Here is a 13,238-nt window from a genome sequence, read left to right on the forward strand (position 1 = left end):
ATGTATCAGCGTTCCGAATTCGCCGAAAACGCCGGAATGGCGCTCGAAACCCTGCGCAAGAACAAGGTTCGCTCCGGGCTCGCGGTGCTGGGCATCGCCATCGGCATCATGCTGGTCATCGCCGTTTCTTCAGTGGTGAACGCCCTCAACTCCAACGTCAGCGGCATGATCGCAGAAATGGGTTCCAACATCGTCATGGCCTTCCACCTTGACGTGTTCACCTTCGGCCGTGCCCCGGAGGGCTGGCGCACTCGGAAGCCGCTCTCGCTCGAAGATGCCGAGGCCATGAAGCACCTGCCCCACGTCAAGTACGTCACGGCCGGCGTGCGCAAGTTCCTTCCCGAGTTCGGCGTGGGGTCCTACGTGGTCAAGTACGGCGACCGCCGCGCCAAGAACGTCATCCTCGAAGGGGACACGCCTTCGGTGAAGGAAGTCTTCGATCTCACCATGCAGGAAGGCCGCTGGTTCAGCGAGTTCGATGAGCAGAACCGCTCGCCGGTCATCGTGCTCGGCTCGGAGACCGCCAAGACCCTGTTCGACACCCGCTCCGCCCTCGGCCGTGAAATCAACATCGAAGGCCAGACGTTCCAGGTCGTGGGCGTGGCCGCGCCCCGCAAGACCGTGCTTGGTTCCGGCTCCAACCCCGAAGACAACATCGTCTTCTTCCCGCTCTCTACATTTCGCAAGCTGCACCCCGAGCTGAAGGACCATTGGATCAGCGTTAAAGCCACTTCGCGGGAAGACATCCCCAAGGCCAAGGACGAGATGCGCGATCTCCTCCGCCGGCGTCGTCACCTGCGTCCCAACGAGCCCGACAACTTCGCCATCTTCACCCAGGATTCCATCACCCAGGTCTGGGACCAGATCACCGGCGGTCTCTTCATCTTCCTGTTCGCCGTCGGCAGCGTGGCCCTCATCGTGGGCGGCGTGGGAGTCATGACCATCATGCTGGTTTCGGTCACGGAACGCACCCGCGAGATCGGCGTGCGCAAGGCCATCGGCGCCCGCAAGTTCGACATCCTCATGCAGTTCAGTACTGAAGCTGTCATGCTTTCTGGTGTCGGCGGGATTCTGGGGATTCTGGCTGGCGCCATCATCACCTACAGTGTCCGCTTCATCTGGGAATCACTGCCGGCGCAGATGTCCCTCTTCTGGGTGGTGGCCGCTCTGGTGCTGTCCGGAGGCTTCGGCCTGATTTTTGGAATCTACCCAGCCTGGAAGGCCGCCGGCCTCGACCCCATCGAGGCCCTGCGCTACGAATAACCCATGACGGTGCCCCACATCTGCGCCTTGCTGTTCGGCGCAGATGTGGGTTACATCCGCAACTCCTCCCTCGCTTGCAGCAGTTGCACCACCTCGCCGCGGGAAAAGATTCCCAGCAGCTTGCCTTCCGAGACCACCGGAATCTGGTTGATGTCCTCGCGGCGCATCAGGTCCAGGGCGTCGGCCGCCGAGGTTTGCGGCGAAACCACGCGTAACTGGCTCATCGGGCGCATGGCGTCGCGGACCAGCGTCGTCGGCCATCGTTCGCGCTCCACTTGCCGCACCTCATGAGCCGTGATCAAGCCGGACATGTTTCCATGCTCCTCGACCACGAAGCATCTTCGCCCGCTGCGCAGCAGGTGATCGTCCACGAAGCTCTGCAGGCTGATGCCTCCGGAGACGGTCCAGCAGTCCCGCGACATGACGTCGCCCACGCGCACCCCTCGCATCAGGGCCATCGCTTCGCGCTCCACCAGGCTGGCCGTCGCCGCGTCCAGCAGGAACCAGCCGATGAACGCCATCCACAGCCCGCCGAATCCCTCGCCGCTGAAGAAGCGCAGCAGCCCCAGCAGAATGAAGGCCAGGGCCACCGCCTGCCCGGTCCGGGCCGCGCTTCGTGTGGCCCGGTCAGCGTCGTCCATGCTCCACCACAGGATGGCGCGCAGCACTCGGCCACCGTCCAGTGGGAACCCGGGGATCAGGTTGAACGCCGCCAGCGCCAGGTTGATGTACCCCAGCCACACCAGCACGGCCACCGGCGGCGAGGCTAGGCTGCCACCCGGCGTCCATCCCAGCAACCCGCCCAGTCCCAGGCAGAGGACCCCGATTAGGATGCTGGTGATGGGCCCCGCAATCCCGACCCAGAACTCGGTCTTGGCGTCAGTGGCGTCCTTGTCGATGCGCGCCACGCCGCCCAGGGCGAATAGTGTCACGGAGCGTACCGGCAGGCCGCGCGCCATAGCGACCACCGAGTGACCCAGCTCATGGGTCACGATGGCGGCGAAGAACAACACCGCCGTCAAGATGGCCGACAGCCACACCGTCCCCGGGCTCCAGCCCGGATTCTGCGTGCGGAAGTAGTTGGCCAGTGAGAACGTGATCAGCAGCGCGATGATCACCCAACTGTAGTGCAGGCCGATTTCGATGCCGCGCACCCGCCCCAGCTTAATCTGCGCCTCCATGCGGCTCTCCGGCGTTCTGCTTTCATCCTAAATGCTTTCCCACCGTGCGTGGCGCGTTGGACGCTGTTTGCACAGCAGTCGCGCTACTGCCTCTGTTATACTTCGGCTCGTTTCCCGTCCGAGCGTTCGGGTCCGTTGGCTTGCGTATGCGGCCGGCGTACGGTCCAGCCACACCATGATTGGGACACAGTTCGGCAACTACCGTATTGAGGCGAAGCTGGGCGCCGGCGGCATGGGTGTGGTTTACAAGGCCTTCGACACCGAGCTCGATCGCCCGGTTGCCATCAAGACCCTGCTGGCCACCGACAGCTCCGACCCCGGCTCGCTGGCCCGTTTCCTGCGCGAGGCCAAGGCCGCCTCCCGCCTGCAGCACTCTTCCATCGTCACTATCCATCACTTCGGCGTTGAGGGCGACACCCGCTACATCGTGATGGAGTTCGTGGAAGGCAAGACGCTGAAGAAAATCATCAGCGGCAAGCCCATTGCCATCGACCAGTTCTTCGACATCGGCATCCAGACCATGGACGGCATCGCCCTGGCCCATGAGAAGGGCATCATTCATCGCGACCTCAAGGCCGAAAACATCATGGTCACCACCCGTGGCCAGGTGAAGATTCTCGACTTCGGCCTGGCCAAGATCCGCGAAGCCGAATCCGCCAACCCCGACGACGTCACTGTCTACAAGACGCAGGCCGGCCTGGTCATCGGCACCGTCAGCCACATGTCTCCCGAACAGGCCATGGGCAAGGAAGTGGACGTTCGCTCGGACATCTTCTCCATGGGCGTCGTCTTCTATGAGATGGCCACTGGAGCCATGCCCTTCGATGCTCCCACGCCCCAGGCCACGTTGGCGCGCGTGCTCGATTCTGAGCCGACTCCGGTCTATCGCCTCAACCCGGATATTCCGCCCGAACTCGAGCGCCTCATCCACCAGTGCCTGAACAAGAACCGGGATTTCCGCCCCGATGCGGCCGAAGTTCTCGCCCGCCTGAAAGCTCTTCAGGCCGCCTGGATGGGCGGCGAACAGGTCTTGCCCACCGCCATCGTGGGGACGAACCCGGTCTATGCCGCGGGCGCGGGCTACGGCGATGCCGCCACGTTGGGGAGCGGAGAAGCACGTCCGCCTTCCGGCGCTCGCGCCACCGGCTATGCCACGCGCCCCGCCTCTTCCGGTGCGATGACCTGGGGTGCGCAGGCTCAGCCGGCCCCCCCGGACCCAAAAGCCAAGGCGATATACCAGGCCGTCAAGACCACGCGCATCGTGCTGTCTCTGGCTTTGCTGACCATCCCCCTGGCGTACGTGCTCTACTTCGTCGTCGGTGGCGGCATCATTCGCCAGCAGGCCATCGAGGACACGTTCCTGATGAGCTTCATGCGCGCCGTGGTCGTGCCCGTCATGCAGCTCGTAGACCGCGTCTTCGCCGTCCGCCTGGTTTCCGGCGGTTGGAACTTCATGCTCCTGATCCTGGGCGTGGGCGCCTTCATTCTGCGTTTCCTGTTGCTCATGCCCTTTGAGCGCGTGGAGCACAAGCTCCGCCTGCGCGTCGAAGGGTCGGGCCCGCGGCGCGTCTCCCGTTTGGAGCGCATGTAGGGCCCTTCCGGTTGCGCTCCGGTCTCGCCTCCTGTTAGAAGTCGTAGCCTGCCATGTCTCGCAGCCGTACGCCTTCGCCCGCCACACACTCCATCCGGCATGACATCTCCGCCCTGACCGCGGACGACCTCTATCTGTTCAACGAAGGGTCACACCATCGTCTCTACGAAAAGCTCGGCTCCCATGTCCGCACGGTGGAGGGCGTGGCCGGCGTCGGCTTCGGCGTCTGGGCGCCCAATGCTGAACAGGTCTTCGTCATCGGCGACTTCAACGGTTGGAACCGCTCCTCGCACCCTCTGCATTCGCGCGGTGACTCCGGCATCTGGGAGTGTTTTGTCCCCGGCCTCGGCCGGGGCGAGAAGTACAAGTTCCACATCGTCTCCCGCCACCACGGCTACCGCGTGGATAAGGCGGACCCGTTTGCGTTTCACCACGAAACGCCTCCCCGGACCGCCTCCATCGTCTGGGACCTCGACTACCAGTGGAATGACCGCCAATGGATCGAGCACCGCCGCTCCCGTAACTCCCTGCAGTCACCCATGGCCATCTATGAGGTTCACCTCGGCTCCTGGATGCGCGCTCCGGAAGAAGGCGACCGCTGGCTCAGCTATCGTGAACTGGCGCCCCGCCTGGCGGAGTACGTCACCGGCATGGGTTTTACCCACGTCGAATTCCTGCCGGTCATGGAGCACCCGTTCTACGGCTCCTGGGGATATCAGGTCACCGGCTACTTTGCTCCCACCAGCCGCTACGGCACCCCTCAGGACTTCATGTATCTGGTGGACTACCTGCACCAGCATGGTATCGGGGTCATCCTCGACTGGGTGCCGTCCCACTTTCCCGGCGACGAGCACGGCCTGGCGTACTTCGACGGCACTCACCTCTTTGAGCACGCCGACCCCCGCCAGGGCTACCACCCGGACTGGTCCAGCTACATCTTCAACTACGACCGCCACGAGGTCCGCAGTTTTCTGATGAGTTCCGGCTTCCTCTGGCTGGACCGCTACCACGCCGATGGCCTGCGCGTGGACGCCGTCGCCTCCATGCTCTACCTGGATTATTCGCGCCAGCACGGCGAGTGGGTGCCCAACATCTTCGGCGGGCGCGAGAACCTGGGCGCCCTGCTCTTCCTCCGCCGCTTCAACGAGGACGTGTACCGCGAGCATCCGGACGTGCAGATCATCGCGGAAGAATCCACCGCCTGGCCCATGGTTTCGCGGCCTACGTATGTCGGCGGCCTCGGCTTCGGGTTGAAATGGGACATGGGCTGGATGCACGACACGCTCCGCTACCTCCGCCACGATCCCGTCCACCGCAAGTATCACCACAACGACCTGACCTTTCGCATGCTCTACGCCTTCACCGAGAACTTCGTCCTGCCGCTCTCGCACGACGAAGTGGTTCACGGCAAAGGCTCGCTCCTGCGCCGCATGTCCGGCGACGACTGGCAGAAGTTCGCGAACCTCCGCCTGCTGTTCGCCTACATGTACGCCCAGCCCGGCAAGAAACTGCTGTTCATGGGTGGTGAATTCGCCCAGTGGGACGAGTGGAACCACGACCGCAGCCTCGACTGGCACCTGGCCCGGCACGACCGCCACCAAGGCGTGCAGCGGCTGGTCGCCGACCTCAATCGCCTCTACCGCGAATATCCCGCCCTGCATGAGCTCGACTGCGATCCCTGGGGCTTCGAGTGGGTCGACGCCAGCGACTCCGACCAGTCGGTCATCACCCTCATCCGCCGGGCGCGTTCCACCGGGCGGCTGGTTCTCGTGGCGTGCAACTTCACTCCCGTGCCGCGTGGCAGCTATCGCGTCGGCGTTCCCCATACCGGCCTCTGGCAGGAAGTCCTCAACACCGATTCGACCTATTACGGCGGTAGCGGCTGGGGCAACTATGGTGGCGTGACCGCCGAACTCATCCCCTGGCACGGCCGTCCCTTCTCCGTGGGCCTCAATCTGCCTCCGCTGGGTGCCGTCTTCCTGGCCAGCGAAGGCGCGTAGCGCCACGCGTTTCGCTATCTGACCTGCGCCCCAAGTTTTCCGGAAGAAATCTCTTCGCCCGGTCGTCTAATGGGCGTGTGAATCCTGCGGCTGCCGGCGCTCAGCAGGTGGTGGACGCCGATCTCCTCCGCGCCTGCCAGCGCGGGGACCGGCATGCCTTTCGTGTGCTCTTCGAGGCCTACCGTGACCGCGTGTACTCTATCGCGCTGCACTTCACGGGCGACAGCGCTGTGGCCGCCGACGTCACCCAGGACGTCTTCGTCAAGCTCTTCCACGCCATCGGTAAGTTTCGTTTCGATTCCGACTTCGGCACCTGGCTCTATCGTCTGGTGGCCAACGTCTGCATGGATGAGCACCGTCGCCGGCGCCGCTGGCTTCCCCTTGAAGATGTCTTCATGAGCCCGTCCCGCTCCCAGGAGAAGGCCGCAATGCGCTCTGAGATGTCGGGAGCCGTGCAGGCGGCCGTCGCCCGGCTCGCGCCTCGCCTGCGCCTGCCCATCCTGTTGCGGTACGTCGAGGGCCTTTCCTACGACCAGATCGCCGGCGCGCTTGGCTGTTCCAAGGGCACGGTGGCTTCCCGCCTGAACCGCGCTCACAAGATCCTCGCCCGCAGGCTCTCCTACCTGCGCAACCAGGTCCCCGCGGAGGGCGAACATGTTTGAGCGGCATGTCTCGTGTCTGCTCTCCGCCTATTGTCACGGCGAGATCTCGACCCAGGACGCAGAACGCGTTCAGCAACATCTCCGCGAATGTGACCGCTGCCGGCGGGAGCTGGACCAGGTTCGCCTGGGAGTCTCGCTCGCCCGCCAGCTTCCGCTGATGGCCGCGCCCGCCGGCCTCTGGGAGCAGGTGCACCGCCGCCTCGACGAAGCGCCCCCGCCCGAACGCACCGCGCGTTCCTTCTGGCTCCGCCCGGTCCCGCTCGCGGCTGCTGCCGTGCTTTCCTTCGCTGTACTGTCCATCTTCTGGTATTACCGTTGGCGCGAACCGCTGCATCTCACGGTCGCCTCTACGCCGCTCTCCACGCTGGAGTCGGCGGCGCTCGACCAGCATCGCGCCCTGCTTTCCGGCGACCAGAGTCTGGACTACTTCGCCCGCGATCCGCTCGATCTGCGCCAATGGGTGGAGCGCAACACCCGCCTTCATGCCAGCCTCGCCCTCGCGCGCCCGCCCGAGGAGGCCGCGCAGTACCGCCCGGTGGGCGCGCGCCGCATCCTGGTCGGCGGTGTCGAAGTGGCAGTGCTCGCCTACCGCGTTGACGAGCACCACGTCACCTTGCTCACGGCGCGTCTCCAGGACCTCGCCGATGCGCCCCACGCCGGCGTCTTCTCCAAGGACATCGCCTTCCGTCCCATCTCGCCCGGCGACCTCAAGATGCTCACCTGGGGCACGGCGGGCCAGGCTTATGTGATGGTTTCCGACCTGCCCGGCTTCGGGCAGCGGAGTTGCTTCATCTGCCACACCGACCAGCAGCGTCGCGAACTCATCCGCCGCGCGCAGCCCCGCCCCGCGGGCACGCACTGGTGGGACTACGGAGTACGCCAATGATCCGCGTCGGACTTATCAATGCCGTGTTCCTGTCTTTCCTTTTTCTGGTAGCTGCGGCCGACGACGCCAGGCCGCCAAAGCCTGAAGCGTCGCCCGCCGAGGAATCAGCCCGTCTGCTGGCCATCGGCCGCGACCTGTTCGTCGCCCGGTGCGGTCGTTGCCATGACGCCGACGGCTCCAAGCCCTTGGCCGACGGACCGCCCCTCAACCGGCGCAAGGTTCCCGCCGACCGTCTCGCGCGTATGGTCGACTCGCGCCTGAAGGACGCCACCGAAGAACAGCGTCGCGCCGTCAAGCTCCACATCACCAGCTTCATGAAGAACTGAACCGCCAACGCCCGCCGCGGAGGAAAGCATCCATGTCTCACGCTCACACCAAGAATCGTGCCGTCATCCTGAGCCAGGGAGGGCTCCCGCGCGTTTTCACCGGCGCGGGAAACCCGAGCGAAGGATCTGGGTTTGGCTTGGGTATCCTCAGACTACAGTGTCTCGCAGGCCTGCTGCTCGCGTGCCTATGGGCGGCGCTCCACTCACTGCCTTCGCTGCCGAGCCGGAAAGGATCGGCGGTCTTCGGCGCCACGCCAGGTTCGGCGCGGTCGTCAACCCGCCCGAAGGCCGGGCGGGTGCGTCTGTCGGGCGCGTGGACGAGGGCACCGTCGCCGCCCAGGCCGGCTTGCGCCGCGGCGACCTCATCCTGCGCGTCAACGGAACGCTGCTCGATAGCCTTCTCGCCTTCGACCGGGCCTTTGTTGCGCTGCGTGGCGGCGACACCGCGCGCCTCGAAGTCCTGCGGAACGGCCAGACCTTCGAGCGCACGGTCACGCTCCCGCCCATGCCGCTGCAGACTTTCTCCGGCATCGACGTCGCCTACGACTCCGTCGTCGCCGAGAACGGCCTCCGCTTCCGCACCATCATCGCCAGGCCGAAGAATGCCACCGGCCGCTTGCCCGGCCTCTTTCTTGCCGGCTGGCTCAGTTGTGATTCGGTCGAGGTCCCGGTCGGCCCCAAGGGCGGCATCGAGAAGCTTCTCGACATCCTGATCACGCAGTCCGGCTTCGTCATGATGCGCATGGACAAGCCCGGCATCGGCGACAGCGAGGGATACTGCAGCCAGGCCGACTTTCAGACCGAACTCGCCGGCTACCGTGCCGCCATGCGCGCCTTCAAGGCGCTCGACTATGTGGATGCCGAGCGCATCTACATCTTCGGCGACAGCAACGGCGCCGCCTACGCGCCGCTCATCGGCAACGAAGCCGGCGTACGCGGCTACGTCGTTTCCGGAGGTTGGGCCAAGACCTGGCTGGAGCACATGCTCGAGCTCGAGCGCCGCCGCCTTGCCCTGATGGGCCAGAGTCCCGGCGACATCACCGAAAAGCTGCGCGGTTATTCCGAGTTCTACAGCGCCTACTACAACCAGAAGCTCACACCTGCCGAGGTCATCCGCCAAAAGCCCCACCTCGCCGGCCTTTGGTACGACGCCCCCGAGCACCAGTACGGCCGGCCCGCCTCCTTCTATCAGCAGCTTCAGGACCTCAACATTGCTGGCGCGTGGTCCAGGGTCAGTGTGCCCACGCTTTCCATCTACGGCGAGTACGACTGGTTCATGAGCGCTGACGACCATCAGACCTTCGCCGCTTTGGTGAACCGTAATCGCCCGGGGGCAGGCCGCTACGTCATGCTCCCGAAGACCAACCACGGCTTTAACGTCTATGACAGCCCGGAAAAGGAGTTCCGCGGCGAAGGCGGCCGCTTCAACCAGAGCGTCGGCCCGCTCATCCTTGACTGGCTGAAAGAGCAGAACACAGCGGGGAAGTAGCGAGGCGCTGGTTCGTACCAGGGCACGGCTTCAGAATGTGCTGCGACGACCCCACATCAAGCACCTGGACGTGCCTGATGCCGTCATCCTGAGCGAGGGAGGGCTCCCGCGCGCTCACGCCACAAGCGCACCGCGCACAGCACGGTGCGCCTGGTCGTGCGCGGGAAACCCGAGCGAAGGACCTGGGTTTTGCATCACGAATCACACACAACCGTCTCCCGGAATCACGCCAGGCATTCACCAGAAATTTCACACTCCCGCAACCACGCTGTAACGCCTCGCCGCCACAATGCACTCAGGGCATGCGCGGCCGCCCCATCTGGGGGGCGCTAACCAGCGAACCGGGACGGCCGCCACTCGCCCTTTACGGTCTTATCCCGAGCGAAGCGAGGGACCCCTGTGCCCGTTCAAACGATGGGAGACGAGACTGCGTCCGAAGGCCGCTTCTACTTCTTGGGCTGCGCCGTCGGCGGCAGCAATCCGTTCAAGCGCAGATACATCGCCGCCATGCCGTAGTGGTCGGCCCAGTTCGTCGCCACCCCGATCATCGCCGCCGCCCGGGGCCGCTGCTGCTGGCCGAACGCCACCGAATCGCCCAACTTGGAATCGTCCATCTTCTCCAGCGCGGTGCTGCAATATGCGAACGAAGCCTTCAACGCTTCCAGCAGCTTCTCCTTCGCGTCCGCATCGCTCAGCTTCACTTCCGGCTGTGCTTCGCCTGCGATCCTGGAGCAGAAGAAATAGTTGGCCTCGGCCGTGTGCACAGCCAGATGCGCAAAGGTCATCTGGTCGGCGGTCGGTTTGAAGTTGTACTTGTCCGCCGGCATGGCTTCGGCCGCGGCCACCAGGTTCTTCGTGTTTCGCTCCAGTAGCGTCTTTACCGTCGAGGTTACCGGTCCCGGTTCGGCTTTCTTTTCCTGGGCCGCCGCCAGACTCGCGCCGGCCAGCGCCACGAAAAGAACCACCAGCACTACAGTTCGTTGAATCATGGATGCTCTCCTTGGGAGCCGCACTAGCATAAATCGCGCGGCTCGCGCCGGCAAAGCCCGCGTCGGTCGTCTCTTTTGCGATAATGAATATTTGGGCTCCAGCGCCGGCTCTCTTCCGAGTGCTAGACTGTGAGATTGGCTCTTGCGGCGGCTGGATTCCAGAGGTGAGCGACGATGTCGGAAAAGTCTTCCAACGGGATGACCGAGCTCGAAGCGATTGAGCTTCGCGAATGGCTCGATTCCCTCGATTACATCCTGCAGAACGGCAACGCCGAGCGCGCCGGACGCCTGCTGCAGCATCTGCGGGCGCACACCGAGCAGCGCGGCATCAAGCTCCCGTTCTCTGCCACTACGCCGTACTGCAACACCATCCCGGTCGAGCAGCAGCCGCCTTTCCCGGGCTCGCAGGAAGTAGAGCGCCGCATCAAGAGCCTTATCCGCTGGAACGCCCTGGCCATGGTGGTGCGCGCCAACCGCCTCGAGGACGGCATCGGCGGACACATTTCCACCTACGCCTCCGCCGCCACCCTCTACGAGGTCGGTTTCAACCACTTCTTCCGCGCCCGCACCGCCGAGCACGACGGCGACGTCGTTTACTTCCAGGGACACGCCGCCCCCGGCATTTACGCCCGCGCGTTCCTCGAAGGACGGCTGCCCGTCCAGCGCCTGGAGAACTTCCGCCGCGAACTCAAGCCCGGCGGCGGCCTCTCCTCCTATCCTCACCCCTGGCTGATGCCCGACTTCTGGGAGTTTCCCACCGTCTCCATGGGGCTCAGCCCCATCATGGCCATTTACCACGCCCGCTTCATCCGCTATCTCGAAGACCGCGGGCTGAAGAAGCCATCCAACTCCAAAGTTTGGGCGTTCCTCGGCGATGGCGAAACCGACGAACCGGAATCGCTCGGCGCCATCACTCTGGCCTCGCGCGAGAAGCTGGATAACCTCATCTTCGTCGTCAACTGCAACCTGCAGCGCCTCGATGGTCCGGTGCGCGGCAACGGCAAGATCATTCAGGAACTCGAAGCCGCCTTCCGCGGCGCAGGCTGGAACGTCATCAAGGTCATTTGGGGCAGCGAGTGGGACCCGCTGCTCGCCCGCGACAAGGACGGTCTGCTCCTCCGCCGCATGGAAGAGACGGTGGACGGCCAGTACCAGAAGTACGCCGTCGAGAGCGGCGCCTACGTCCGTGAGCACTTCTGGGGCGCCGATCCACGCCTCCTGGAGATGGTCAGCAACATCTCCGACGAGGGCCTCAAGCGCCTCAAGCTGGGCGGCCATGACCCCATTAAGGTTCACGCGGCGTACAAGGCGGCGGTCGAGCATAAGGGCTCGCCCACCGTCATCCTCGCCAAGACCATCAAAGGCTACGGCCTCGGTGAAGCCGGTGAGGGCAAGAACATCACCCACCAGCAGAAGAAGCTGAACGAGGACGAGTTGCGCGCCTTCCGCTCCCGCTTCGGCATCCCTGTTTCAGACGAAGATATCGCCGGCGCGCCCTTCTATCGCCCCGACGACGACACCCCCGAGATGAGGTACATGCAGGCACGGCGGCGCGAACTGGGCGGTTACGTGCCGGCCCGGAGCGTCCTGGCCCAACCGATCGAGCCGGTGCCGGAGGAGTTGTTCGAGGAATTCTACGAGGGCACCGAGGACCGCAAGGTTTCCACCACCATGGTTTTCGTGCGCATGCTCGCCAAGTTGCTGCGCGATCCCAAGGTCGGCAGGCTCATCGTGCCCATCATCCCCGACGAAGCGCGCACCTTCGGCATGGAAGCGCTCTTCCGCCAGGTGGGCATCTATTCGCACGTCGGCCAGCTCTACGAACCCGTCGATCGCGACACCCTGCTCTACTACAAGGAAGCCATCGACGGCCAGATCCTAGAGGAAGGCATCACCGAGGCCGGTTCCGTGTCCTCTTTCATCGCCGCCGGCACCGCCTACGCCAACCACGGCATCAACACCATTCCGTTCTTCATCTTCTATTCCATGTTTGGCTTCCAGCGTATCGGCGACCTCATCTGGGCGGCCGCCGACTCGCGCTGCCGCGGCTTCCTGCTGGGCGGCACCGCCGGCCGCACCACGCTCGCCGGTGAAGGTCTCCAGCACCAGGATGGCAACAGCCACCTGCTCGCTTATCCCGTGCCCAACTGTCTCTGTTACGACCCCGCCTTCGCCTACGAGCTTGCCGTCATCATTCAGGACGGCATCCGCCGCATGTACGTCGAGGGCGAGAGCGTCTTCTACTACCTGACGGTTATGAACGAGCCGTACGCGATGCCGCACATGCCGAAAGGCGTACGCGAGGGCATCCTGCGCGGCATGTATCGCTTCCGCCCGGCCCAGAAAAAGCACAAGCTGCAGGCCCAACTGTTCGGCTCCGGCGCCATCCTGCCCCAGGTCATCCAGGCGCAGGAGATGCTGGACAAATACGGCGTCGCCGCCGACGTCTGGAGCATCACCAGCTACAAGGAGCTCTACCGCGACGGCAACGCCGCCGAGCGCTGGAACATGCTGCACCCCAGGTCGAAGCCGCGCCGTCCTTACGTGACCGAATGCCTGGAAGGCGCCCCCGGCGTCTTCGTCTGCGCCTCCGATTACGTCAAGGCCCTGCCCAACTCCATCGCGCGCTGGTTCCCGCGGCCGATCATGGCCCTGGGCACGGATGGCTTCGGCCGCAGTGAGAGCCGCGCCAGCCTGCGCGACTTCTTCGAAGTGGACGCCCGCTTCGTCACCCTGGCTGCGCTCAGCGCGCTCGCCCGCGAAGGCCAGCTCAAGCCCGAGGTCGTGCAGAAAGCCATTCGCGACCTCGAGATCGATCCCGAGAAGCTGGATCCCGCCATCTCCTGAGGGA

General features: G+C 64.6%; 10 protein-coding genes. 8 read left to right on the plus strand and 2 right to left on the minus strand.

The window, feature by feature from the left end:
* Positions 1-1,263 carry an ABC transporter permease gene (locus VNK82_11215; protein ID HXE91522.1) on the plus strand — a complete coding sequence of 421 codons (1,263 nt, stop codon included), beginning with the start codon at positions 1-3 and terminating at the stop codon, positions 1,261-1,263.
* A gap of 50 nt (positions 1,264-1,313) precedes the next feature.
* Here the strand turns inward: VNK82_11215 and VNK82_11220 are convergent, their stop codons facing one another.
* On the minus strand, positions 1,314-2,444 hold the full coding sequence (locus VNK82_11220; protein HXE91523.1) for a site-2 protease family protein: 1,131 nt from the start codon (positions 2,442-2,444) through the stop codon (positions 1,314-1,316).
* A 175-nt stretch (positions 2,445-2,619) separates the two neighbouring features.
* Here VNK82_11220 and VNK82_11225 point away from each other — a divergent pair, with 175 nt between their 5' ends.
* From VNK82_11225 to VNK82_11250, 6 genes are all read left to right on the plus strand, one after another.
* The gene (locus VNK82_11225) at positions 2,620-4,035 is read left to right on the plus strand and encodes a serine/threonine-protein kinase (protein HXE91524.1); all 1,416 of its coding nucleotides are present in this window, start codon (positions 2,620-2,622) and stop codon (positions 4,033-4,035) included.
* 53 nt (positions 4,036-4,088) lie between these two features.
* Entirely contained in the window at positions 4,089-6,035 is a 1,947-nt protein-coding gene (gene glgB / locus VNK82_11230) for a 1,4-alpha-glucan branching protein GlgB (GenBank protein ID HXE91525.1), read from the plus strand.
* 77 nt (positions 6,036-6,112) lie between these two features.
* Complete coding sequence (locus VNK82_11235; GenBank protein ID HXE91526.1) at positions 6,113-6,697, plus strand: sigma-70 family RNA polymerase sigma factor; 585 nt, start codon at positions 6,113-6,115, stop codon at positions 6,695-6,697.
* Complete coding sequence (locus VNK82_11240; protein ID HXE91527.1) at positions 6,690-7,583, plus strand: zf-HC2 domain-containing protein; 894 nt, start codon at positions 6,690-6,692, stop codon at positions 7,581-7,583. The genes VNK82_11235 and VNK82_11240 overlap by 8 nt, the downstream gene beginning before the upstream one ends.
* A complete protein-coding gene (locus VNK82_11245; protein ID HXE91528.1) occupies positions 7,580-7,909 on the plus strand; it encodes a cytochrome c in 330 nt (109 codons plus the stop codon). The genes VNK82_11240 and VNK82_11245 overlap by 4 nt, the downstream gene beginning before the upstream one ends.
* Before the next feature lie 187 nt (positions 7,910-8,096).
* Entirely contained in the window at positions 8,097-9,398 is a 1,302-nt protein-coding gene (locus VNK82_11250; protein ID HXE91529.1) for a PDZ domain-containing protein, read from the plus strand.
* Positions 9,399-9,844: 446 nt separating this feature from the next.
* Here the strand turns inward: VNK82_11250 and VNK82_11255 are convergent, their stop codons facing one another.
* Entirely contained in the window at positions 9,845-10,387 is a 543-nt protein-coding gene (locus tag VNK82_11255; protein ID HXE91530.1) for a DinB family protein, read from the minus strand.
* A gap of 174 nt (positions 10,388-10,561) precedes the next feature.
* Between VNK82_11255 and aceE the strand changes: the two genes are divergently transcribed.
* Entirely contained in the window at positions 10,562-13,234 is a 2,673-nt protein-coding gene (aceE, locus tag VNK82_11260; protein HXE91531.1) for a pyruvate dehydrogenase (acetyl-transferring), homodimeric type, read from the plus strand.
* Positions 13,235-13,238: the final 4 nt, after the last annotated feature.

This window comes from Terriglobales bacterium, assembly GCA_035573675.1.
Classification (GTDB): Bacteria; Acidobacteriota; Terriglobia; order Terriglobales; family Acidobacteriaceae; genus DATMAB01.